At 39.4% G+C, this 23,954-nt stretch carries 25 protein-coding genes; all 25 read left to right on the top strand.

Going from position 1 to position 23,954, the window contains the following annotated elements; all coding sequences use genetic code 11:
* The first annotated feature begins 42 nt into the window (after nt 1-42).
* Nucleotides 43-549: a transcription termination/antitermination NusG family protein gene (locus NI21_RS0113315; protein WP_033126693.1), complete on the top strand. Its 507-nt coding sequence runs from the start codon at nt 43-45 to the stop codon at nt 547-549.
* 170 nt (nt 550-719) lie between these two features.
* Complete coding sequence (locus tag NI21_RS16145; protein ID WP_081958092.1) at nt 720-1,247, top strand: transcription termination/antitermination NusG family protein; 528 nt, start codon at nt 720-722, stop codon at nt 1,245-1,247.
* Nucleotides 1,204-1,779 (top strand): DegT/DnrJ/EryC1/StrS family aminotransferase, encoded by a 576-nt coding sequence (locus NI21_RS15920; RefSeq protein WP_052084111.1) that lies wholly within the window; start codon nt 1,204-1,206, stop codon nt 1,777-1,779. Before NI21_RS16145 ends, NI21_RS15920 begins: the two co-directional genes overlap by 44 nt.
* Nucleotides 1,779-1,907 (top strand): hypothetical protein, encoded by a 129-nt coding sequence (locus tag NI21_RS17315; protein ID WP_369792834.1) that lies wholly within the window; start codon nt 1,779-1,781, stop codon nt 1,905-1,907. The genes NI21_RS15920 and NI21_RS17315 overlap by 1 nt, the downstream gene beginning before the upstream one ends.
* A gap of 169 nt (nt 1,908-2,076) precedes the next feature.
* Nucleotides 2,077-2,625, top strand: a complete 549-nt coding sequence (locus NI21_RS0113300) for a PglB (protein ID WP_147581205.1) — start codon at nt 2,077-2,079, stop codon at nt 2,623-2,625.
* Nucleotides 2,626-2,762: 137 nt separating this feature from the next.
* Entirely contained in the window at nt 2,763-4,529 is a 1,767-nt protein-coding gene (locus tag NI21_RS16575; protein ID WP_081958091.1) for a sugar transferase, read from the top strand.
* Between the two features lie 46 nt (nt 4,530-4,575).
* Entirely contained in the window at nt 4,576-5,706 is a 1,131-nt protein-coding gene (locus NI21_RS0113290) for a polysaccharide pyruvyl transferase family protein (RefSeq protein WP_033126691.1), read from the top strand.
* Nucleotides 5,703-6,488, top strand: a complete 786-nt coding sequence (locus NI21_RS0113285; RefSeq protein ID WP_033126690.1) for a glycosyltransferase family A protein — start codon at nt 5,703-5,705, stop codon at nt 6,486-6,488. Before NI21_RS0113290 ends, NI21_RS0113285 begins: the two co-directional genes overlap by 4 nt.
* 37 nt (nt 6,489-6,525) lie before the next feature.
* Nucleotides 6,526-7,704, top strand: coding sequence for a Coenzyme F420 hydrogenase/dehydrogenase, beta subunit C-terminal domain (locus NI21_RS0113280; protein ID WP_197052629.1), 1,179 nt, complete (start codon nt 6,526-6,528; stop codon nt 7,702-7,704).
* A 216-nt stretch (nt 7,705-7,920) separates the two neighbouring features.
* A complete protein-coding gene (locus NI21_RS0113275) occupies nt 7,921-8,829 on the top strand; it encodes an acyltransferase (protein WP_304413190.1) in 909 nt (302 codons plus the stop codon).
* A gap of 91 nt (nt 8,830-8,920) precedes the next feature.
* A complete protein-coding gene (locus tag NI21_RS0113270) occupies nt 8,921-10,312 on the top strand; it encodes a glycosyltransferase family 1 protein (protein WP_033126688.1) in 1,392 nt (463 codons plus the stop codon).
* Entirely contained in the window at nt 10,309-11,541 is a 1,233-nt protein-coding gene (locus tag NI21_RS0113265) for a glycosyltransferase (protein WP_033126687.1), read from the top strand. Before NI21_RS0113270 ends, NI21_RS0113265 begins: the two co-directional genes overlap by 4 nt.
* Nucleotides 11,542-11,662: 121 nt before the next feature.
* On the top strand, nt 11,663-12,808 hold the full coding sequence (locus NI21_RS0113260; protein WP_147581203.1) for an O-antigen ligase: 1,146 nt from the start codon (nt 11,663-11,665) through the stop codon (nt 12,806-12,808).
* 374 nt (nt 12,809-13,182) lie between these two features.
* Nucleotides 13,183-13,419 (top strand): hypothetical protein, encoded by a 237-nt coding sequence (locus NI21_RS16790; protein ID WP_147581202.1) that lies wholly within the window; start codon nt 13,183-13,185, stop codon nt 13,417-13,419.
* 140 nt (nt 13,420-13,559) lie between these two features.
* Nucleotides 13,560-14,060, top strand: coding sequence for a serine O-acetyltransferase (locus NI21_RS0113255; protein WP_052084110.1), 501 nt, complete (start codon nt 13,560-13,562; stop codon nt 14,058-14,060).
* A gap of 1 nt (nt 14,061) precedes the next feature.
* Nucleotides 14,062-15,057 (top strand): hypothetical protein, encoded by a 996-nt coding sequence (locus NI21_RS0113250; protein WP_052084109.1) that lies wholly within the window; start codon nt 14,062-14,064, stop codon nt 15,055-15,057.
* 5 nt (nt 15,058-15,062) lie between these two features.
* Nucleotides 15,063-16,013, top strand: a complete 951-nt coding sequence (locus NI21_RS0113245) for a glycosyltransferase family 2 protein (RefSeq protein ID WP_033126685.1) — start codon at nt 15,063-15,065, stop codon at nt 16,011-16,013.
* Between the two features lie 3 nt (nt 16,014-16,016).
* Nucleotides 16,017-17,249, top strand: a complete 1,233-nt coding sequence (locus tag NI21_RS0113240) for a glycosyltransferase family 4 protein (protein ID WP_033126684.1) — start codon at nt 16,017-16,019, stop codon at nt 17,247-17,249.
* Nucleotide 17,250: 1 nt separating this feature from the next.
* On the top strand, nt 17,251-18,327 hold the full coding sequence (locus NI21_RS0113235; RefSeq protein ID WP_033126683.1) for a polysaccharide pyruvyl transferase family protein: 1,077 nt from the start codon (nt 17,251-17,253) through the stop codon (nt 18,325-18,327).
* Entirely contained in the window at nt 18,320-19,843 is a 1,524-nt protein-coding gene (locus NI21_RS0113230) for a lipopolysaccharide biosynthesis protein (RefSeq protein WP_033126682.1), read from the top strand. The genes NI21_RS0113235 and NI21_RS0113230 overlap by 8 nt, the downstream gene beginning before the upstream one ends.
* 11 nt (nt 19,844-19,854) lie before the next feature.
* Nucleotides 19,855-21,036 (top strand): Coenzyme F420 hydrogenase/dehydrogenase, beta subunit C-terminal domain, encoded by a 1,182-nt coding sequence (locus NI21_RS0113225; RefSeq protein ID WP_197052628.1) that lies wholly within the window; start codon nt 19,855-19,857, stop codon nt 21,034-21,036.
* A gap of 609 nt (nt 21,037-21,645) precedes the next feature.
* Nucleotides 21,646-22,641 carry a hypothetical protein gene (locus NI21_RS16140; RefSeq protein ID WP_052084107.1) on the top strand — a complete coding sequence of 332 codons (996 nt, stop codon included), beginning with the start codon at nt 21,646-21,648 and terminating at the stop codon, nt 22,639-22,641.
* 2 nt (nt 22,642-22,643) lie between these two features.
* On the top strand, nt 22,644-22,844 hold the full coding sequence (locus NI21_RS0113215; RefSeq protein WP_033126680.1) for a hypothetical protein: 201 nt from the start codon (nt 22,644-22,646) through the stop codon (nt 22,842-22,844).
* A complete protein-coding gene (locus NI21_RS0113210; RefSeq protein ID WP_033126679.1) occupies nt 22,825-23,364 on the top strand; it encodes a hypothetical protein in 540 nt (179 codons plus the stop codon). The genes NI21_RS0113215 and NI21_RS0113210 overlap by 20 nt, the downstream gene beginning before the upstream one ends.
* Before the next feature lie 117 nt (nt 23,365-23,481).
* Nucleotides 23,482-23,954: polysaccharide biosynthesis protein (locus NI21_RS0113205; RefSeq protein WP_197052630.1), on the top strand; the 473-nt coding region annotated here is incomplete at its 3' end.

Here is a 23,954-nt window from a genome sequence, read left to right as displayed (position 1 = left end):
TTTCGTAGAGCTGATTAATCTACGAAAAACAGGAGTGATTTTATGTGGTGCATACTCAGATGCCAGTCCGAAAAGACAGAGCAGATCATGGAATCCTGCCGGAGAAATATATCCGGCCAGGTGCTGCGAGATGTTTTTACATTTACATACGAGAGAATGCGCCGCTATGAGGGCAGCTGGCACACAGAGACCAGATCCATGTTTCCTGGATACATTTTTCTGGAGACGGAAAAGCCGGATGAGCTGTCAGAGGCGCTTGAGCCGTACCGCGGCGTGGTGTCTGTCATGGAGAATGACAGGCTGCTGCTGAGGGTACAGCCGGAAGAAGAAGAGTTCCTCCGCAGTCTGTGCGGCAGAGAGCATCATCTTGCAATGTCACAGGGCTATATCCGCGACGGGATCACCCACATAACGGAGGGACCGCTTGTGGGGATGGAAAGACGGATACGGAGGATAGACAGGCATAAGCGCCTTGCGGACATTGCGGCACCGGTGCAGGGCATGGAAGGATTGGTGCGGGCGGGCCTGGAGATCACATCCAAGAGCTAAAGAACAGGAACTCGATCAATCAGAAAAATACGAAGATCAGAACCATTGTCTGTGGTCAGTGCCATGGAGAATGGAGATTTTTGTGATATCGGTGTGCGGCGGCAGTCCGGAATTTTTTAAAAATTGCGGATATGGCGGAGCATACCCAAAAAGGGGCTGCATGAAGCGATATGTGGTATGTGATACAGACAACGACAGGCAGTGAAGAAGCGCTTGTCTGCTTGATCAAGGAAATGATTTCTGAGGATTTCTATAAGGAATGCTTCTATATAAAAAGGGAGTGCGCCAGGAAAGAGGGGGATGGATGGCAGATACATCTCGCAGCCCTGTTTCCGGGTTATCTTTTTATGGATACTGATAAACCAAAGGAGATGTACATGGAGTTGAAGGGAGTCCCCAAGCTGACAAAACTCCTGAAAGAGGAGGGAGAGACATTTCTGGCAGTGTCGGAGGAAGAGCAGCGATTCCTGGAAGAAATCCAGGACAGACAGCATGTGGTGAGAAGATCCCTTGTACAGCTGGATGCTGACAGGAAGATTATCAGCGCAGATGGGCCGGTAGGGCGATATCTTTCCCATATCGTCAGGCAGAGGATCCGCAAGCGATATGTGCTGATAGAGAGGGAGCTTCTGGGAGAGAAGAGAAACATCTTATTTGGGATCAGACTGGAAGAAGATAAGCTGGCAGATAACGACTGAGAGAGTCGGAGCATCTGCCGGCTGCTTTTTAGTATATGAACGTATTACCAAAACGGGGTATATGAACCATAAGAGTAAAACGGAGATAGGAGAAGATATAGATGAGGAATGTACCATTCAGCCCGACGGATGTGGGGAAAAAGAGATTAAAGAGATAGCGCAGTACTGCCATACAAACAAGGCTGTGTGTCTGAACTCAGCTACTGCCTGTTTTGAATCCATCCTGCATCTGCTGGGAATAGGGCCGGGGGATGAGGTCATTACATCCGCCTATACATTTACGGCATCAGCCAGTCCGGTGTGCTATGTAGGGGCAAAGCTGGTACTGGTGGATGTGCAGAAGGACAGTTATGAGATGGACTACGAGCTTTTGGGAAATGCTGTCATCGAAAGAGCGAAGGCGCCATTATCTTGGTTGATCTGGGAGGCGTTGTGTGCGATTACGAGAAGCTATATAAAATCACGAACCGGCAGAAAAATAAATTTCATCCGAACGGCCCCATACAGGAAGCATTTGGAAGGGGAGCTGTAGTGACAGATGCAGCCTACGTTTTTGGAGCCAGGAGAAAGATGGACGGTGACTGGAAAATGTGCGGGGAGATCGCAGATTTTACCAGCTTTTCATTTCATGCGGTCAACGTCTTTGAGATGAAAAGCTGAGAAATCGTTTGTGATAAATAGACAAAAATAAGGGCGGAAATGGATGGCAATAAAGCACATTTTTATATAGTTATTACAAAAATGTGCGTCTCGAATAAACCATTTCAGGGGGAATGGGTGAGTGGATGGATTTTCATAGGGCATAAAAAATCACTACGAGGTCAAGTACGTGGGAAAGAGAGTATTGGTACTTGGGGCAGGAGGATGCGGAAAAGTAGTCCGAGAGGTTGCACGGAGTCTTTTGAATATTGATGGAACACCGATATATGAATTTGTGCATTTCTTGAACGACAATTCTGAGGATGCCATAGGGAAAATTGCTGATATTGAAAAGTACCGTGATTGGTATTCTGATGTGATCTGTGGAATTAGCAATAACACAGTCAGAAAGCAACTGTTGAATCAGGCTGAAGAGCTGAGGTACTCGATACTAGTGCTAATCCATCCCACTGCTTATATAAGTCCCAGTGCCGTGATCAAAGCCGGTACTGTGGTGGAACCAAAGGCGATTGTAAATGCGAATACGGTAACCCATGGGGGCTGCATTATTTCTGTGGGAGATATTGTTGACCACGATGTGATTATTTATGAGTTTGTCCATGTGAATGCCGGGGCAATTGTCAAGACTGGAGCAAGAGTGGAAAGCGACAGAAAACTGGAAGCTGGCGAGGCCGTACCTGGATATGGTGCAGCTCAGTATAAGCCAGACGAGCAGTAGGCGAAAGAGCATAAAGAGCAGTTTGGTGCTGAACTGAGTTTTATGTAATAAGCCTCAGTAAAGCATTTGTACTATTTGTGCTATGTGGTAATTCTTACAATGGCACTAATTAAGGAAAGCAAGGAGAGTAGGGAGCCATGTCTATTTACAAGAAAAAAATCAAAAAAATGATAGAAATTTCTGTGGCTGTTATAGGTGCTGCATTCATAGGCATGAGTATTCTTGCCAAGAAGAAAAAATCCTCTTCTATATATGAGGATGATAAAGAACAGAAAAACCCATTTGAGGGTAAGAAAGTCGTCCTCATCAAGGATGAAAATGATAAAGAGAATGTTGATGGCGTGAGGGGACATCTTGAGGCTGTTGGAGATACTGATTATCAGCCCTCTTTCTATGAAAAGAGAGTCAAAAGAGCTATTGATGTAGTTCTGTCATTCGGTGGCCTTGTAATGCTATGGCCTGTTTTTGCAACGATTGCTCTTGCTATAAAGATAGAAGATCCAGGTTCGGTCTTGTTTACGCAGAAGCGTGTTGGTCAGAATAAGAAGTATTTTAAGTTGCATAAATTCCGCTCCATGAAGATGAGTACACCACATGACGTGCCGACTCATCAATTGGAGAATCCGGAGCAGTACATTACTAAGGTTGGAAAGTTTATAAGAAAACACAGTTTGGATGAACTGCCACAGATTTGGGACATTTTCGTTGGAAACATGTCAGTGATCGGCCCAAGACCTGCTCTGTGGAATCAGGATTTGCTGACAGCTGAGAGAGATAAATATAATGCTAACGACGTGAAGCCCGGTCTGACCGGATGGGCACAGATCAATGGTAGAGATGAACTTGAGATTCCTGATAAGGCGAAGCTAGATGGAGAATATGTTAAGAAGATGGGACTTGGGATGGATATCAAGTGCTTCTTGGGAAGTCTCCATGTATTTGGAAAAGATGAGTCTGTGGTTGAAGGAGGGACCGGGGAGAAGAAGAAGGAGGAGCAAAGAGTTCCAAAGGATCCAGGAGATACTTTTGTTTCTGTCGTAATGTCGTCCTATAGAAGGAGCGATACGTTAAGGAAAGCTCTGCTGTCTTTGGCCTCACAGACATATAAGAATTTTGAAGTTGTGCTGATCGATGATAATGCGGATAGTGGATGGACGGAGAAAGTTCGGCAAATTGTTGATGACATGGAAGGCAAAATTACCATTAAATATATCGTCAATGAAGAAAATCTGGGATCTTCTGCTTCACGAAACAGAGGAATTTTTATGGCTCAAGGAGAGTATATCACTTTTTTGGATGACGATGATATTTATCTGCCTGAAAAAATAGAGCGGCAGCTGGCAGATTTGATTTCGACACAAGCAGATTACGGTATCACAGATCTTTTTCTGTATGATGAAAATGAAAAATTGATTGATAAAAGGGTTCGCTCCTATATTAAAGATACAGATAAGAAAAGTCTTATGCGGTACCACCTAATACACCATATGACAGGAACAGATACATTTATGTTTAGAACAGAATATATTAGAAAAATAGGAGGATTTCCAGATATAGATGTAGGAGATGAATTCTATTTGATGGAAAAGGCTATTCTTGGAGAAGGAAAATTTACTTATTTTCCACACTGCGATATTAAAGCTTATGTTCATACTGGAGAATATGGTGGACTATCTAGTGGACAAAAGAAAATTACTGGAGAAAACATATTGTATGCAAATAAACAAAGGTATTTTAACGAACTTGACGAGAAAGAAAAAAAATACATAAAAGCTAGACACTATGCCGTTATCGCTTTTGCTGAGATGCGAAGAAAAAACGTAAGATCCTTTGTTAGGAATGTTTTGGCAGCATTAATTGTCTCACCTATAGCATGCATAAAAATACTTTCAGAGCATAAATAATCGGTTAGTGATATTTGGGGCAGTTGTGTTTTACAGGAGAATGGACATGGAATATATATATATTATTACTGCGCATACAGGCTATAACTATGGTACTTATCTACAGGCCTTTGCAATGAAAAAGCTCCTAGGTGAGTTTGGAGATAATGTAGATATTATTTGGGAAAAGTCTTTTGGGCCGGAAGGAAGAGATTTTAGGCTAAAGAAAATCATAGTGTTAGCGTTAAGAATGGCAGTTAATTATAAACACGCTGGCGCTATAAAACAAGGATACAAAAAAAACCTTGATGCAGAGCCTAATGATGTTACGAAGCAAATGTTTAACGAATTTGGAAGAAAATATCTGGATGTTAAAGAATATAGAATGCATGAATTGAAAAGACTGGCGTCAAGCAAACAAACCAAAGCTGTTGTCTGCGGGAGTGATCAAATTTGGAACGCTTCTTCCATGTATCCTGACCCCCTTTATTATCTTCAGTTTGCTCCTGTGAAAAAGAGGATTGCGTATGCTCCTAGTTTAGGACGTACGGAAATTCCAAAGTATAATAGACGAAGAATTAGTAGGTATATTAAGAGTATTCATTCGATTTCTGTAAGGGAAGAGGAAGGTGCAAGAATAATAAAGGGGCTAATAGGACGAAATGTTCCGGTCATGCCAGATCCGACACTTGTCGTGGAGTGGTCTGAATGGATGGGGAGTTCAAAAGAAAAATATCTATTACTTTATTTTTTAGACTCGCCCAGGGATGGAGTTATATCTGATATAAAACAAATAAAAGAAGCGCTTGGAGCTAATGTTAAGATTCTGCTACATCACTTTAAGATTTATGATGAGCTTGATGATGTGGAGTATGTAAATGCTGGGCCAAAAGAATTTGTGGAGCTCATAAGTAAGGCAATGTTCGTGTGTACTGATTCATTTCATGCAACCGTATTCTCTTTGCTGTCTAAAACAAAAATGTATGTATACGAGAGAAATTACGGACAAGTGGATAATCAGAATAGCCGTATCGAGAATTTGTTAAATCATTACTCCTTGCAGGAACGCCTTAGAAAAAAGCTGCAAGAACCAATATGCCTTGATTATAGCATGGAACACATAGAATCGATACGTAGAGAAGATATAGAATGCGCTCGGACTTTTATCAAAAAAGCATTAAATGGGGGGAGACGATGACATTAGAAATACTGGTAGCAACAATGCATCAGCAAGATTTCTCTCTTATAGATAAAATGAATATACGTTCAAACGCTATTGTTGTGAATCAGTGCAATCAGTATTCCTATCATGAGATAAAGACAGATCAAAATGTGGTCAAATGGTTCAACGTAAACGAGCGTGGATTATCTCGAAGCAGAAATCTTGCATTATCAAAAGCAACCGCAGACATATGTTTACTGGTTGATGACGATGAGATTCTGCATGATGATTACGAAAAGGTACTTATTGATGAATTTACAAATAGTAAAAAGGCGGACTTAATAACATTTAATTTGAATTCGATAGGTAATATTAGCAAGAGATATGTCAACAAAGATCGCCATCGGCTGAACGTATTTACAATCATGCGATATGGGTCGGCTAGAATTGCATTTAGAAGAAATAAAGTATTAAATGCAAGAATATTATTTGCACCAAATTTTGGCGCAGGAACCGACATTTCAAGCGGAGAGGATTCTCTGTTTCTGCATGATTGTCTAGATAAAGGACTTAAGGCATTTACATCTCCGGAAGTTATAGCAGATATTAACGATGTAAGAGAAAATTCAAGCTGGTTTAAAGGCTATACGGAAAAATATTTCGTTAATATGGGAACAATCTATGCTGCAATGTCGCCTCATTTTTCGGCATTATGGATTATACAGTATATCATAAGACATAGGGATACGACAAAAGACCTAGGATTCTTTAATTGCTTTAAACTTATGTTTAGGGGAAAAAGAATAAAAATAGATTAAATAAATTATATTAAAAAGCGAACGAGAAGTAGAAAGAATGATGATTGTATCAGACTTACCAAGAAAAGAATGTACAGGCTGTGGTCTTTGCGCAACAATATGTCCCGTTGGAGCAATTTGTATGGAGCCTGATGACGAGTATGGGTATTTATTGCCATCCGTGTCAAAGAGTTGTATAAACTGCGGCAAATGTGTTAAGGTGTGCCCGAATATACAAAAAGATAAGAAGTTACATAAACCGCTGAAAATTTATGCAGCGGTGCGCAAAGACAAGCGAAAATTAATGGATTCTTCATCCGGAGGGATTTTTGCGGCTGTAGCTGAAAAATGTGTTGATCAAGGAGGGTGGTATATAACCGGCTGCAAATTAGATGAACAGTTTAAGCCGGTTATGTGTATCACAAATCAGAAAGATGAATTGGCGAAAATATATGGTTCTAAGTATGTTCAAGCGAGCATGGGATTAGTTTATACCGAAGTTAATAGCAAGTTACAACAGGGATACAGAGTTCTGTTCTCTGGTACTCCATGTCAGGTGAGTGCTATGAGAAGATATACTAACGATGCCTCCAATTTATACACCATCGAGGTTATTTGCCATGGCGTCACAAATGAAAAAATGTTTTTGTCATATCTTGATATGCTTGACCGGACGTCTTTAAAGAAATTTACCTTTAGAGATAAATCACAAGGATGGTCATATAATAATTGCATGGAATACACGAATGGCAAATCTCTAAAAATTAATCACAGACTAAATTCGTACATGACATACTATTTAAAGGGTGAAATATACCGCGACAGCTGTTATGAATGTAATTATGCAAAGGAACTGAGAGGCGCCGATATTACAATTGGTGATTTTTGGGGAGTTGCGAAAAAACGTCCGGATCTAAAAAGCAAGATTGATATGGAAAAAGGTGTATCCTGCGTTTTAGTGAATACAGAAAAAGGAAAGCAATTATTCGAAAATTCGTTAATAGATTTTTGGCCTGTTGATTATGAAGATGTGAAAGAAGGAAATGGGCCGCTTAACTGTCCTTCAAGTCACACACGAAAAAGGGAATTTATATTGCGCACATGGAAGAAAAACTTGGATTGGAAAGATGTGCATGAATACTGGAGAAAAAGTGATTATAGATTTACATATCGAGTTTGGAGTCTGGTGCCGGTAAAATTACAACATTTTATCAGGGTGGTTCTTGGTAAACGATAGTTTACTGCTGCTCTATAATGTTGTGTTTTGAGTAAATATCCAAGAGGAAAACCTGATGTAAAGCGTTCTTCTCAATGAAAAGAAATTCAGAGATGTCAATGATTTTGATCCATCGAGGAAATTGATAGAGAAGAGGAGTGGAAAGAGGAATGACAAATGGAAAAGAAAACTAAACTTCAATGGTGTTCTAAAAACCATTTTTTATAGCTAAAAGGGATAGCCATTCTTTGTGTGATGGTTTCCCATATAGGCAATTATTCCGGACGGACATGGTTTACCCCATTAGGTGGTCTTGGAGTTGCTTTGTTTTTGTTTTGCTCCGGATATGGGCTGATGGCATCTTACCATATGAAAGGTCTGGATCATTTCTGGCGTAATAAGCTTGTGACGGTTTATATACCTTACTTTATAGTTGAAGTTATTGCATCCGTTTTAGCAAGGCGCACACTGGTAGATACTCTATTGGTGCTGACCTTTTTGCAGACGCGAAATGCCTTGATGTGGTATATGCAGTACCTTGTATGTTGCTATTTCTTGTTTTGGTTAGCATATAGGTTCATTACGGATAAAAGAATTTGTTACATAATCTGGGGAGTAGCAGCAATTCTATCATTCATTTTTTTGGACAATCTTCGCGGTAAGCAGGCTATCGCCTTTTTGGGGGGATTAATCTACTCTGATTACGAGAGATTACACGTTCTAAATAACACAGCCGAAAATGGTGCGGGGGCAAAACAGAAAAGAAAATGTATCCTTGGATTTCTGCTAGCGGTGTTTGCACTGCTTGCATTGGCGGTTAAGCAAATTCCGGTGGTTCGTGAGCAGAGCCACTATGTTGTGACACTGCTCAATCTGATTATTAAGTCAGGCGGAGCACCTGCACTTCTCCTAATAACTGCCCAGATTCAACCATTCAAACGTTTGTTAAGCTGGGTGGGGAAATTTTCATATAGCCTGTACCTGATTCACGGGTACTTTCTGTACTTTTTAGCAGAGGATGTGTTTGGAAGTTATTTGCTTAATAGTGTTGTGTTATTAGCTATAAGTTATGTGCTTGCTGTGGTGTTGAATTGGGTAACAGGTCTAATAAAGAGCCGGATAAGGAAAAGCCAAAACAACGTCTAGATCATGAAATAGAGCAAAGCTTCCTACCAAAGAGGCTCAGTTGGATTAGTATTCAAAGATGATAGTGTCCTAAATACATGGGGGAAAATAGATGGAAGTAGATACAATAGATCAGGTGGTGGAAGAACAATTGCAGTATCCCAGAGTTCTGGTAATTAGCAGTAATTGCTTTTCCGCAACATCGTCAAATGGACGAACTTTAGGAAATTTCTTCAGGGGCTGGCCGAAGGATAAGCTTGCTCAATTTTACTTGTCAGGAGATAACTTGGATTTTACGGTCTGCAATAATTTCTTTAATGTAACAGACGAACAAGCATTGTCTGCATTTAAAGGCGGAAAATGTTTCGGAGGTGTGGTTGCTAAAGAGGTCAATAAAGAGAGTAGAAATTCGAAAATTACAAAAAAAACTGAGACAGGTGAGTCGAAGAATACGCCGGTCAGGCAGGTAGATAGTAAGGAGAAGAAAAAGACACCCAGAAACTCCATTACCATGATGCTTCGTAATATGATATGGAGATCTGGAAGATGGAAAAGCTGTGGCTTTAATAAGTGGGTGATGGAGTTTGCCCCAGAGGTTGTTCTCTTACAGGCAGGGGATTTTGCATTCATGTATGAGCTTTCTCGTAAAGTAGCGAAAAGGCAGAATGCAAAACTGGTTATATACAACAGTGAAGGTTACTATTTTAAAGACTTTGACTACTTCAGAAGCAGCGGCATCGCAAAAATGATGTATCCGGTATTTTTATCGGATTTAAAGAAAGCATTGAGGAGGACCTATGCCTGTGCAAACTATATTATCTATTTGTGTGACGAGCTGACCAAGGCGTATGCCAAAGAATTCAAGGTCCCGTCTGAGACTATTTATACTGCATCAGATATGGCCATAAGTCCTGCCATTACAGAGAATAGAGAATTTATTATCTCATACTGCGGAAATCTTGGCATTGAAAGACATAAATGTCTGATTGAAGTAGCAAGCATATTGCAGGAAATATCTCCTGAATTACATATAGATGTCTATGGAAGAGCCAGGGAGAAAAGAGTAGAAGATGAGTTAAAGGCTTGTCCAGGAATTCGTTTCCATGGTTTTGTTCAGTATGACGTAGTGAATCAAGTTATTGCTGAAAGCGACCTGGTTCTTCATGTAGAAAGTTTTGATGATTTTTACAAAGAAGATTTGAAGTTTGGATTCTCCACAAAGATAGCTGATCTTCTTTCTAGCGGGAAGTGTTTTCTGCTATATGCTCCAGACTGCTATGCGTGCAGCAAGTATCTGATAGAGAATGAGGCTGCATATGTGGTATCTGAGAAGTCTAAGCTGAAGGATACCTTGGTGGAAATTGTAAATAACCCGCAGGCGAGAGGAAAGTACAGGCAGCGTGCTCTTAAGCTTGCTGAGAAGAATCACAGAAGCCAAAAGAATGTAGAGAGATTCCAGAGGGTGTTATGTGATGTGGCAATGGTAGTGGGAGAATCGAAATGAAAATAATCCAAGTCAATTGCGTTTATAAAAAGGGAAGTACCGGTAAAATTGTTGCAGATATCCATACCGAGCTAATTAAAAGGGGGATAGAATCCGTTGTTTGTTATGGTAGAGGAGCAAAAATTCAAGAAGAAAATGTATATAAAACATGTGGCGAATTATATTCGCATGCTAATCATTTCATGGCAAATGCAACAGGGATTATGTATGGAGGCTGTAGTCTATCCACAAGCAAACTGATTCAAATAATAAAAAGGGAAAATCCGGATGTAGTACATCTTCAGTGCATAAATGGATATTTTGTCAACATTTACAAGCTGGTCGAGTGGCTGAAAGCCACCCGCATCCGAACGGTATTGACTCTGCATGCAGAGTTCATGTACACGGGAGGATGCGGGTACTCCATTGACTGTAATCAATGGAGTACCCGCGAAGGATGCGGTCACTCCATGAGTTGTCCGCGCTGGCGCGCGGAAACGGGTTCCTGGTTCTTTGACAGAACTTCTACGATGTGGAAACGTATGAAGACTGCCTTTGAGGGATTTAACGACAAATTAATCGTTACATCTGTTTCCCCTTGGCTGATGAAGAGAGCGCAGCAGTCGCCAATCTTAGGCGGGAAAGACCATAGAGTGATTTTAAACGGTCTGGATCCAGATGTTTTTCACTTTAGAAACTGCAAGAAACTACGCAGGAAATATGCGTCTGATAGTGAGAAAGTTTTGTTCCATGCATCGCCGAATTTTAATTTGGATTCGAATCACATCAAAGGCGGTTATTACGTCAATGAATTAGCAAAGCGGGTAAAGGATAAAAATATAAAAGTGATCGTAGCAGGGTCACATAAGGACGATATAGAGGTTTCTGAAAATGTGATCCTGCTGGGGAGAATTCAGGATCAGAAAAAGCTTGCTGAATATTACTCTATGGCGGATTTAACGATTTTAACGAGCAAGAAAGAGACCTTTTCGATGGTTACTGCGGAGACTCTTAGCTGTGGTACCCCTATAGTGGGGTTTATGGCCGGAGGTCCAGAGCAGATAGCCTTGGAAGGATACAGTCATTTCGTAGAGTATGGGAATATGGACGCCTTAGAAGATGTCGTAATAAGGATGTTTGATATGGAATGGGACAAAGTATCTATTAGTAAAAAAGCAATATCTAAATATGGTAAAGATGTGATGTGTGATTCATATATAGAGATTTATAAGGAAATATGGGGACGATAATTTCGTCAGTCTTGTGGGATGACAGTACAACTTTAGAGAAGATTGATTTTCGATATTGAGATATTATATGTTAGATAGTAACTGCTGGGCTTAAAGAGATTGTAGGGGGGATGAAGTGGTTTTGAGTTATGATGAAAGATTATTGTCAAAATGTTTGGCAATGGAGATTGTAATCTCATTTATGATATCAGTCTCGATAGTTTTGGGATTTACTTCGCTTGCATCTGTCTTATTTAATGTAAGCTTTTTGGTACCATTATTATATATATTGAAGAAAATCCGTATATTCTCAACTGATTTATTCGTCCTATTAGCACTTTGCTTTGTGCATGTTTCTATCAACGGTTTATACAGTGGTGGTATGATGGGAGTTAACTATTACAAAAAGGTTATCATGTTTACCACATTTATGTATTTGCTATATTTCAGCCGCGAACTGCGTGTGTGCAGTAAAAGGATACTGCGAATAATGAAAATGTTGCCAATTGTAGCAGGGGTGATATTTGTATTAGCATATTTCGTGTTGGGGAGAAGCCAAACTATGGGTGGAGGAATAACACTCGGTTTTTCGAATCCCAATACATTGGCCATGTGGTTATTGCATTTGATTCTGTATGGACTCATGATGATGTTTGATGAGTCTATAAGCAGAATCAAGTTTTTGTACCTGCCGATAATCATTGTTCTTGTATATATGCTTTGGTTAACATTGTCAAGGGCATGCCTTTTAGCATTAGTATTCTTCGCTGTATTGCTCGCCCTGCGTCTTTTTAGCATTAGGCCTAGCAGACTTATATACTTTGTTATAATAATGCTACCCATCATCTTTGCGATAGTTTACTTACAGGTGGTAGATACTACTTGGGTACAAACCAGATTTGATTTTGTGATTTCCGAAGGTAAATCGTTAACCTCGCGCATTAATGTTTGGAGCAGTGCTTTTGATTCGATCAAAGATCATTTTTTCTTCGGAAATTATAGTGGCTTAAGCCGAGGGACTGGGCAGTCACAATTTCACAATACGCATGTCGATGTACTTGCATCGTATGGGCTCATACCATTTGTCTTGTTTTTGAAGATATTATATAAAAGAACTACAGAGTCGGCTGAAAACGCTGACACGCTGTACAAGTATATTTCGTTAATTGCGTTTTGTGCAGTATTAATTATGGGTACATTTGAGGCTGCTATGGTGGCAGGATCATCTGGGTTAAACTTGATGACTATTGGTATGCTTGTATTGGCAAATGTAAACGAACAGGAATGAGGTGAAAAGCAAATGGTGTAGGTGGCAAACACAGTGAAGTCAGTGCGATCCCGAAGTTCAGGGATTGAGCTGTTGAGAATTCTCGCAATGCTGATGGTGATTACTCTTCATCGAATGGGACACGATACGTTGAATTCTGCCGTACAATTTTCGCCCAGCTATTATATTTTATGGTTTATCGAAAACGCAAGTTACAAAGCAGTAGATATATTTTTATCATTGCAGGTTATTTTAGCGTAGAGAAACAATTTAAGGGAAAGAAGCTGTTACTGCTAGAATTCAAGGTACTGATATTGTGTTGGATTCTATCTTTTGAGTGTTATTGTCGGATATCAAAATTTTAACGTTTTAACTTTTATAAGAGCTTGCTTACCTTGGTTAGGGGAAATTTATTCCCTGCCACTTCGTGGCCGGGATCTAAGATATATTGGTTGTATGTTGTTGGTTCCATTCTTCTAATGTATCTTGTTAGCCTTGGAATTGAAGCACTAAGAAACTTTTTGATAGCGCATATTGAAAGGTCAAAGGTATTTGACAAGACTGAAGAAAAACTGATAGGACTGGCAAAAGGATTCATAAATCGGGTAGCAGTTTTTGGGGATGAGAAATGAGATATGGTTAGGTTAACGTCTATAATGACATTGAAGGTTGGACTATAAATTTTCGGGGCCAGATTCTTGTATGCCAGCGTGATACGAACCTGGGAATAATGGAATTGGTGTGCTGCGATCCTGAAAAATGGAGGTTTGAAATGATAAAAGCTGATGCTCAGGCATATCATCTGAATTGGATCCGGATGATACGTGGCTTTCTTACAGGTCATGCGTTTTTTGCTGTGGTTCTTTACAGAATCGGCAGTTACTTGCATAAAAAAAAGATCAAAATGATTCCAGATATGATTTTACATCATATGCGTAAAGTATTTGCATGTGAAATTTCACCATATGCAGTCATCGGGGGTGGGTTCCGGATACAGCATACTCTTGGCATAGTGGTTGGACATCAAGTAGTTGCAGGACGTAACCTAGAACTATTTCAAAATGTTACTATAGGAAGTAACCGAAAACCAAAAAATGGCCGTGAAATGCCTACAATTGGGGATAATGTGACGATATATACAGGCGCAGTTGTTGTTGGCGCGATAAAAATAGGTGATAATGCTGTAATAGGTGCCAATACATACGTAGATTTTGATGTGCCAAATAACTGCTTTGTTCATGGAAAAAAAGGCATTATAGAAGGGAAGGTATAGTATGTACGAGCATGAAAAAAAACATTTTCATGTAGAAGGACAACCATATAAACTGAGGACAGCGGTACTTCTGCTGTTTTTTAACAGGCCCAAACAATTCTTTCAGGTATTTAATCAGGTTGCGGTAGCAAAACCAGCTAAGCTCTTTCTATATCAGGATGGTGCGCGACTAGGGAAAGACGATATGGAAGGAATCCTAGAATGTAGAAGTGTTTTAGATAAAATTGATTGGGAGTGCGATATATATACATGGTTTCGACAGGAAAATCATGGATGTGATCCTTCTGAATACCTTTCACAAAAGTGGGCTTTTAGTGAGGTTGACAAGTGTATTGTTTTAGAAGATGATGATGTTCCGAGTCAGAGCTTCTTTACATTCTGTCAGGAAATGCTGGACAAGTATGAGAACGATGAAAGAATTAATATTATTTCAGGAATGAATACTTTAGGCGTGTACAATGATAAAAATGCGGATTATTTCTTTTCGACAATGTGTTCGATATGGGGATGGGCTTCTTGGCGACGAGTTGTAGAAAACTGGGATGAATCATATGAATTCCTAAGTAATCAAAAGGCGGTAGACAATTTAAAAGCATTGCGAGGATTTACACAGTCTGCAACTTTAATTAAAGCCTCACGAAATCATAAAGCCAAGGGAATACCATATTACGAAACAATTTTAGCAACAGATATGTTTTTGAATCATCGAATCAATATAGTGCCGTCGAAGAATTTGATAAAAAATATCGGCATTGCGCCATCTTCGACACACTCTACAGATACCATTAATAAACTTCCGAGAGGGATTCGCAGAGTTTTTAATATGCAGACCTATGAGTTTGAGTTTCCTCTTAGGCATCCTCAATATATTATGGAGGATATAGAGTATCAAAAGAAAGTAAAACGTATTATGGGGTGGGATCATCCTATTGTTTGTAAATGGCGTGGTCTGGAGTCGAAAATTTTAAAGATCATATATAAATTTAGGAAGGTATAAAGATAATGCTGTTTTCGTTGATAGTACCGTTTTATAATGTGGAGCAATATATAGGAAAATGTCTTAGCAGTATAGACGCACAATTATGTCGTGATTTTGAGGTCATTTTAGTTGATGATGGTTCTAAAGACGAAACGAGACAATTAGTTGAGGAGTTTATTCGCGGGAGAGAAACTCAATATAGGGTTATTAGCCAAAATAATCGAGGGCTCTCCGCAGCTAGAAATACTGCACTTAAATATGTTGCAGGTGAGTATTTGATTTTTATTGACAGTGATGATTGGATAGAAGCAAATTATCTATCTTATATAAAGTCCATCATAAAAGAATCTTCTCCGGATATCATACGATGCAAGTGGTTTGAGAATGACGCAAAGGAAACAGTTAATTCTGATGTGTATGGAAAAATGCGGTGCTTGGAAACACAAAATGTCCTTGAAAGTGTTTTGCTCGATCGATACGGTTCTCAAGTGTGGAAAAATATATACCGCGCTAATTTATGGTGGGATGTAGAATTCCCCGAAGGATTACTTTACGAGGATCTTTATACGACACATCGCGTCTTTGCTAAAGCTCAGTCTGTTTATTTTTGCGATAAGGCGTTTTATCATTATATGATTCGTGCAAATAGTATTTCTACAACAGTAAAGTTTGGGAGAGCAAAAGGACTATATTTTGGTTTTAAAAATCGTCTTGAATGGATAAATACTCATGGAGAGTATGAGAAACTAAAAGAAGAAATATTGGATAAAACATGGAACCACTTGCTTCAGTATGTACACGAGTGCGCGAGATTCCAAGAAGAAATACAATCAGCGAAAGAAGAGTGCTCTGAAATGTTGATAGTAGCGAAGGCTTGTAACTATCAGGTGCCTTTTTTCAAGTTTGCTGAAACAGTGGCTTTTTTGAAGGGGAGTAAATTTTACCGGGTTGTATTTCGACTGGTCAGGAGATAAGGAATGAAAAAAATAGCTATTATAACAGGTGGAAGTTTGCCGATCCCAGCAACTAAAGGCGGCGGAGTAGAGGGTTTAATCGAAATATTAATAAATGAGAACGAAGTGAATGGTGATTTTGAGTTTACCGTTTTTACTATTGCGGATAAGGACGCAATCAGCAAGCAGTATGATTATAAACATACTAAGTTCGTGAATATATCGGAGAGTCGTATTGTTCGGAATATTGTTGTCAAAATAAACAACTATTTATACTCAATCAATAGGAGAACTGTAAAAAAACCTTGGTTAATGCTCCAACTGCCGTTTTCACACAAAGTATTAAAAATTGGCAGTTGGTCTGACTTTGATGCTGTACTGGTCGAAGCGAATTTTAACATTGTCCAATGTCTAAAAAAAAACGGAGTTAAAAAGATTTTGTATCATGCCCATTACAATGATGTACATCCAGGTTTGACACAATTTGATATGTTGCGATATAACTACGGATATAGCTTTATTGATGTTAATATTTCTGTATCGAAATATCTACAACGAAATATTCGAGAGGTCATAAAAAGGGATTTGGAGTATTTAGTTATAGAGAATTGCACTTTTCCTTATAAAAAGATTGATGATGTTGAGAAGTTCCGAATGTACGAGCACTACGGCATTCCGAGGGATAAATTGGTTTATATGTATTCAGGCAGAGTTGCTCCCGAAAAAGGAGTGACTCAATTCCTGAGTGCGTTTAAAAATTTAAACGGAATGAAGGAGATTTGCGCAGTTATTGTGGGCGGCATTTTTTATTCAGACAACACGGAAAATGAATACTTAAAAAGCTTAAAAGAAATTGCTAAGCAGTGTACCAATCCTGTTATTTTTACAGGTTATGTGGAACATAAAGAAATGTTAAAACTTTGGCAAGTAGCCAATATTGCAGTATTACCTACTTACGATGTTGAAGAAGCAGCAGGCCTCGTGGTTCTTGAGGCTTTGATGGCAGGGATTCCGGTTATTCACACAGACTCTGGAGGAATGGGAGAATATTCGAATCAAGAGTGTGCGGTCATGATTCCGAGAGGGAAGGATTTTATAAGGCGGTTAAGCGATGAAATGGAACATCTTGGAACAGATTTAGAGCTGTTGGAAAATATGAGGAAGGGTGCCCGGAGGTGTTCTCAACAATGGTCAATCCGAAATTATTATTGTAAATTACGAGATATTTTAAATCAAGAAACCGAAGGGATGATTTAATATGAAGAAATCTGTAGAAATTGTCACTTTTCATAATGCGTACAATTATGGGGCAGTCTTGCAGTGCTATGCTTTGAAGAAAATTATTGAAGGCGAAGGAAACATATGCAATGTTCGCAACCATCAAAATGAAAGAATCAATAGAGCGTACGCGCCAAATATTTTTGTGAAAAATTCCTCAATCAAGGAAATTATATACCGTCTGATCCACTGCCGCTCGAAGTTAAGGAAACATAAAGCCTTTTATCCATTCATAGAAGAGTATCTTTTGTCCGATGGTCAGATGCCAGAGGGGTCTGAAGAGGATAAGATATATATATGTGGAAGTGATCAAGTGTGGAATTATAACATTACGAGTTTTGATAAGACGTATTTTTTAGATTTTGTACAGCAAAAAAAACAGAAAAATGCATTTTCCGCTAGTTTTGGCCTTGACAGTATTCCAGAGGAATACAAGCAAGAGTATCAAAGATTATTATCTGATTTTAATATAATAACAGTACGGGAAAAAGAAGGGGCGGACATTATCAAGGACTTATTGGGAATTGAAGTGCCGGTAACGCTGGATCCAACGTATCTTTTATCTAAAGAAGAATGGGAGCTAATAATAGCTCCTGATGAAGTGAAAGGAAAGTATATCTTACTATATCTGATGGAAGAAACGAATGACATACTAAGTTTCGCAAAAAAACTTTCAGAAATCACGGGAGAAAAGATTGTTTATATCTCAAATGCAACATCTCAAAAAATAAAGGGAGTGCAGTACAAATCTTATGTAACACCACAAGAATGGCTTTCGTTGTTTAAACATGCGAGTTATGTCGTAACGAATTCATTCCACGGAATTGCATTTTCTGTTATCTTTCAAAGAAATGTATACATAGATTTACTATCGAGTTCATCAACAGCCAATTCCAGATTAGAAAATATCATAAGGGTTTTAGGCTTGCAGAACCGTATGCTATCATCGTTTAAGACTGACCATATAGAGAATATGAACTACAATCCTATCTGTAGAATACTCGTAAACGAAAGAGTGCAATCTCTTCGTTGTTTAAGGAGGATCTTGAATGGCTGATAATTTAGGTAGAACTAAAAAATTCGTATATAATAGTGTTGCGATGGCGTTACAGCAAGTGATTACCATGCTCACTGGATTAATCTTGCCGAGAGTTATGCTAATATGTTATGGGTCTGAAATCAACGGCTTGGTATCGTCAATATCGCAATTTATAGCATACTTTAATCTGGTTGAAGCTGGACTATCAAGCGCAACAATATATGCGCTGTACAAACCTCTAGCTGATAATGATCATAAAGCAATTAGTGGAGTTGTTGTTGCTTCAAAACGATTTTATATGCAAGCTGGTTGTATCTTTACAGGTCTAACGGCTGCCTTGTCTGTGTTATATCCTCTTTTTATTCAGTCAGAAGTTCTTTCTTATTATGAAATTGTTGTATTAGTAGTAATACTTGGGTTTAGTGGTGCATTAGATTTTTTTACTTTATCAAAATATAGAACATTACTTACTGCGGATCAAAAATCCTATGTATTATCATTGACTTCGATTTTATCTACTTTGATAAGAACAGTGGTAACAATTATATTAGCAGTATACGGGTTTGGGATTGTTACAGTCAAATTTTTTGCGCTATTTTCTGTTTTTGCTCGTTCTGCCATTCTGTTGGTTTATTGCAAAAAGAATTACACATATATTAACTACAAGGAAAAAGCGAACACAAGTGCCCTAAATAAAAGATGGGATGCATTATATCTTCAGATACTTGGTTCTGTGCAGTCAGGCGCGCCAGTGGTGTTGCTGACACTTTTTTTAAAAGATTTAAAAATGGTAAGTGTATATTCTGTATTCAACATGGTTATGTCGGGACTTGATGGAGTATTGGGGATTTTTACCAGTGGCTTATCAGCTTCCTTTGGGGATGTAATTGCACGAAATGAAACGGATACTTTAAAAAAGACATATAAGGAGTTTGAATACGCTTATTATATTTTGATTACAATCATATATTCCATCACACTTGCCACCATTATGCCGTTTATTAGAATATACACTGCAAATATTACAGATGCGAACTATGATTTACCCTTGGTGGGTTTTTTGTTTACACTCAATGGTGTATTTTATTGCATTAAAACTCCTCCGGGAATGATAGTTATTTCAGCCGGTATGTACAAAGAAACACGGTGGAGAACTACAATACAAGCGTTAATACTAGTCATCGTAGGTTCTGTTTTGACTCCCTTTATAGGAATATATGGCGTTCTGGTGGGGTCAATCTGTTCTAACATTTACCGCGATATTGACTTGTTGATTTTTACCCCAAGAAGGATAGTGAAAACATCAGTTTTGCATGGCTTTTGGAGAGCACTAAGAGTTTTAATTGGAATAGCGCTAGTAACAATTCCCTTTTTACTTATTCCATATGAACCCACAAGTTTGTTTACATGGGTTTTATATGCCTGTGAGGTTGGAATATTTGCAGTCGTAGTTGTGTTTATCCTCAATACTTTATTTGAGAAAAACGAAATGATTCATGTTTTGAAAAGGCTAAAAAGTATGGTGAAGCGATGATTAAACCTTATATGAGAGAAGATGAGTGCTGCGGTTGCACAGCATGCAAAAGCATATGTCCTAAGAATGCAATAACATTGCAACCGAATCGTGAAGGCTTTCTGTATCCTCAAGTTAATACAGAAATATGCGTAGATTGTTCACAATGCGTAAAGGTTTGCGATTTTCAGCATAGGGATACAGAAACAAAGACATTTGGAGACTATCCTCATGTATTGGCCGTAAGACACAGAAATAAAGAAGTTGTTGAATGCAGTACATCAGGTGGTGCTTTCACTGGCATATCTGATTTTGTTTTGAATCGTAATGGTGTTGTATATGGAGCAACTATAGATAATGATTTTGTGGTGAAGCATATAAGAGCAGTTTCTGAATCGGATCGGAACAAACTTAGGGGTTCGAAATATGTACAAAGTGATTTGGGCGGCAGTTTTGGAAGTGTGAAGCGTGATTTAGATAACGGGATAGAAGTTCTGTTCACGGGTACACCCTGTCAATGCGCGGGGGTGAAAAGTTACTTGGAAAGAACGAAGACCAGCATGGATAAACTAATTATATGTGATTTTGTGTGCCACGGGACCCCAAGTCCGAGACTATGGAAAGAGCATGTTGCATCTCTACAGAGGAGATATAAGAAAAAAATAGAGTATTATCAGTTTCGACCAAAAGTAAATGGATGGCGGAATCATACGGAAGCGGTTGTTCTGAAGGATGGCAAAAAGGTATACAAACCTGCATTTATACAAAAGCATAAGCAAATATTCTATTCGCATTTAGCATTGAGGAAATCATGCTATAATTGCAAGTATACATCGATATTTAGAGACACTGAATTGACTATTGCGGATTGTTGGGGAATTGAAAAGAAAGTACCAGAATGGAATGACGATAGAGGTGTTTCATTGGTGTTAATTAACAACAAAAAAGGAGAGAAGATATTTGATAGTATTAAGGACAATTTTGAATATCGTCAGATAGATATAAAAGATTTTATGCAGCCTCAACTTCAGCATCCAGCGAATAAACCAAAACAGCGAGAGGAATTTTGGAACGAATATTATCAACATGGATATAAGTTTATAGTAAAAAAATACACGACGTGCAATTTTAAGGACGAGATAATTCTTGCCGTAATAAATTTATTGAGACGAACCGGAATGATCAATATAGTAAAAAAAATAATAAGAAGATAGGGAATGTCATTGGAACCGCAGTGAGGACACAGCCTCTGACTGGCTGTAGGCACATCGAGGGTGATGAGATCGTAGTCCTTGAGGACCTGGATGCTTTTGATAGTTGCTTCCTGTGGCAGTTTTGCCAGATAGTTAGGTGTTTTCATAGTTGTTCCAAACCTCCTTTGAAAGTAAAAATAAGTTGTTCTAAACCATCATAACACGGGAAGTTTGGAGCAACTATGGAAGCATCTAACATAGCAAAAAAGTTATGGGAAGCTTCAAAGATAACTGGTGAAGCTTTAGGAAGATCTGGTGGTGGGAATAAAGGACACCAGTAAACAGAGAAGAACTCCTGGGAAAGTTGGTGAACACCAGGATAATGAAAAGCTTTGAGGAGACACCGGGAAATCGAGAAGATCTTCTAAATAAACTGGTGAAATTACAAGGAACACCGGGGATATGAGGAGAAACACCAGAAAAAGGCGGAGAGCCGTTCTAGTATGTTACGGTTGACATACCTAAAAATAAGTTATAAAATGACAATACTAAGCAACATAAGTATGACGGTAAATCTGAAATGGGAGGAGTGATATAAAAACGAAAGATGCAGAAAGAGGGGGAAAAGTGATGGAGTGGACGCATACACTGGACAGGATCATAAAAGATGCGGAGCTCGAAAGTGTATATGAGCAGGCGCGAAAAACGGATTCTGATCTGGCTTTAAATCTGGAGAAGATTGCGGATCAATACGAAAGGGCAAGGACATCATACAGATCAAAATGTGAAGCGACCGCCCGGAATTTGCTTATGATGATATTATCAGACGATAATCTGAAAGAAATCCATTCTGCCACATACAGAGTTAAGACAACGGAAAGCCTTATTGGAAAGTATATACGGAAGAAGGCTGTGCTTCCTGCAAAGCAGGGCGATGACTATGATATAGAGAAATATCGGCCCATGTCAGGAGCGAATTTTCACAAGATCATTACAGATCTGATCGGGATCCGTATTCTGATCCGCTATCCTCAGCAGTGGAGGATGGTTCATGAGTGGATTTTTTCAAACTTCTTCAAAGGGAGCGAAAGATATATTAAAAACTGGATTCAGGATTATCCGAGAGATAACACCGAAGATTTTATTGTTGAACAGCCCAAACTATATGTTCGGTACGAAAATGAAATTTCTTCCTATATGATAGACGGACAAATGATCTTTCAGCCGAAGATTTCCAGTGAAGGCTACAGTAGTCTGCATTATCTGATCTGGTATGATGGGAAATATGCAGAGATCCAGGTGAGGACAGTTTTTGACGAAGCGTGGGGTGAATGTACACATGATCTTGTGTACAAATGTAAGAATAAAGTCAGAAAAAGAGAGCTGGAGCGACTGTCCGTCTGTCTGGCATCACAGACACAGTCGGCGGGGATGATCGCTTCTCTTATGTATGATAAGGCATTTTCAGGAGAAGAGAAGGAAGAGATCATGGAAGGTCATACTGTGATAGATCAGGAAGAGGAAAGAACATACAGAATGCTGGAAAAGCGTATACATGGGATGATGGAACTGGGAAAACAAGCACAGGATTTTGACGGTTCTGTGGATAAGTTGATTGAGGAGTAAACATGGACAGAGCAGGAAGGTTTGTTGAGTTATTAGAGAATGGAAAGATCAAAAAGAACATATTGCCTAATTCATCTGAAGATTATACGCTTATACAGGAACAAAAGGAATTGGAGGAGTATGTGCGCTTTTTAAACAGTTTTGCGTTTGATACATTGAGAGAATGTGAGGTGGCGCTGTACAATGGCGACGAACAGGTCTAATTATGACTATGAGGAAATTATTAAAAATTTCGGAAGAGAAAAGCTCATAAAACGGTATAACACATTGCGCCAGTATATGGAACAGTATATCCAGAGAACCGAATACAGCGGGAAAGTCCAGATTGCCGACAGTGTGTTAAATCAGGCAGTGATCGACTACTTTGCGGATATCGACCGTCTGAAAAATTTCCATAAGATTGATAAGATCAATTTTACAAAAATCCACGCCTACACAGCCTACTGGCTTCTCAGGCGCAAGCCCCTTCAGATTGTGGAAGATGATGATGAAAATATGGAGCTCCCATTTGTAAATGAAAATTTTGTGGCGTCCTATCTGCTGCAGTTTATGAGGGGAGAAGACCGGAATGTCGTCATCCGAAGTGAAGACAGGTGGGAATACGATGGCTTTGTCAAAAATCTGAATTACGTTCTCCGATACAGGACGATCACGGCACAGATGCTGGAGACCATCCTGGAAAGCTATAAGGCAGGAAGGATTTTTGAGAAATCGATCGTATAGAGCAGAAAAATAAAAAGAATAGCCTATCAGACCAAGAAGCTTTTTCGCTATGCCGAAGGTATGGCGGAGGGCTTTTTTATTTTACAAAAAACAAAGGAGATCAAACCAATGAGCAGTATATTTGCAGGTAAAACCTTAATGATCACCGGCGGCACCGGTTCCTTCGGGAACGCTGTCCTGGACCGGTTCTTAAAGACAGATATCAAGGAAATCCGCATATTTTCCCGCGATGAGCTAAAGCAGGACAATATGCGGCATTTTTATCAGCGGGAATTCCCGGAGTACAGCGACAAGCTGAAGTTCTATATCGGCGATGTGCGGGATATCCAGTCCGTGAAAAATGCCATGCACGGCGTGGATTATATCTTCCACGCGGCTGCCCTGAAGCAGGTGCCCTCCTGTGAGTTCTTCCCCATCGAGGCGGTGAAGACCAATGTGCTGGGCACCGAGAACGTGCTGACCGCGGCCATCGAGGCAGGGGTGAAGAAGGTCATCTGTCTGTCCACGGACAAGGCCGCCTATCCGGTGAACGCCATGGGCACCTCCAAGGCCATGATGGAGAAGGTGATCGTGGCCAAATCAAGGACCGT

The organism is Eubacterium sp. ER2 (genome assembly GCF_000765215.1).
Classification (GTDB): domain Bacteria; phylum Bacillota; class Clostridia; order Lachnospirales; family Lachnospiraceae; genus Claveliimonas; species Claveliimonas intestinigallinarum.
Note: the sequence above shows the minus strand (reverse complement) of the source record. Positions and strands in the feature narration are given on the sequence as shown.

What these genes read in the sequence shown, in the direction of transcription:
- NI21_RS0113315 (WP_033126693.1), top strand. Translation starts at nt 43, where the DNA reads ATGTGGTGCATACTCAGATGCCAGTCCGAAAAGACAGAGCAGATCATG.
- NI21_RS16145 (WP_081958092.1), top strand. Translation starts at nt 720, where the DNA reads ATGTGGTATGTGATACAGACAACGACAGGCAGTGAAGAAGCGCTTGTC.
- NI21_RS16575 (WP_081958091.1), top strand. Translation starts at nt 2,763, where the DNA reads ATGTCTATTTACAAGAAAAAAATCAAAAAAATGATAGAAATTTCTGTG.
- NI21_RS0113290 (WP_033126691.1), top strand. Translation starts at nt 4,576, where the DNA reads ATGGAATATATATATATTATTACTGCGCATACAGGCTATAACTATGGT.
- NI21_RS0113285 (WP_033126690.1), top strand. Translation starts at nt 5,703, where the DNA reads ATGACATTAGAAATACTGGTAGCAACAATGCATCAGCAAGATTTCTCT.
- NI21_RS0113280 (WP_197052629.1), top strand. Translation starts at nt 6,526, where the DNA reads ATGATGATTGTATCAGACTTACCAAGAAAAGAATGTACAGGCTGTGGT.
- NI21_RS0113270 (WP_033126688.1), top strand. Translation starts at nt 8,921, where the DNA reads ATGGAAGTAGATACAATAGATCAGGTGGTGGAAGAACAATTGCAGTAT.
- NI21_RS0113265 (WP_033126687.1), top strand. Translation starts at nt 10,309, where the DNA reads ATGAAAATAATCCAAGTCAATTGCGTTTATAAAAAGGGAAGTACCGGT.
- NI21_RS0113255 (WP_052084110.1), top strand. Translation starts at nt 13,560, where the DNA reads ATGATAAAAGCTGATGCTCAGGCATATCATCTGAATTGGATCCGGATG.
- NI21_RS0113250 (WP_052084109.1), top strand. Translation starts at nt 14,062, where the DNA reads ATGTACGAGCATGAAAAAAAACATTTTCATGTAGAAGGACAACCATAT.
- NI21_RS0113245 (WP_033126685.1), top strand. Translation starts at nt 15,063, where the DNA reads ATGCTGTTTTCGTTGATAGTACCGTTTTATAATGTGGAGCAATATATA.
- NI21_RS0113240 (WP_033126684.1), top strand. Translation starts at nt 16,017, where the DNA reads ATGAAAAAAATAGCTATTATAACAGGTGGAAGTTTGCCGATCCCAGCA.
- NI21_RS0113235 (WP_033126683.1), top strand. Translation starts at nt 17,251, where the DNA reads ATGAAGAAATCTGTAGAAATTGTCACTTTTCATAATGCGTACAATTAT.
- NI21_RS0113230 (WP_033126682.1), top strand. Translation starts at nt 18,320, where the DNA reads ATGGCTGATAATTTAGGTAGAACTAAAAAATTCGTATATAATAGTGTT.
- NI21_RS0113225 (WP_197052628.1), top strand. Translation starts at nt 19,855, where the DNA reads ATGAGAGAAGATGAGTGCTGCGGTTGCACAGCATGCAAAAGCATATGT.
- NI21_RS16140 (WP_052084107.1), top strand. Translation starts at nt 21,646, where the DNA reads ATGGAGTGGACGCATACACTGGACAGGATCATAAAAGATGCGGAGCTC.
- NI21_RS0113215 (WP_033126680.1), top strand. Translation starts at nt 22,644, where the DNA reads ATGGACAGAGCAGGAAGGTTTGTTGAGTTATTAGAGAATGGAAAGATC.
- NI21_RS0113210 (WP_033126679.1), top strand. Translation starts at nt 22,825, where the DNA reads ATGGCGACGAACAGGTCTAATTATGACTATGAGGAAATTATTAAAAAT.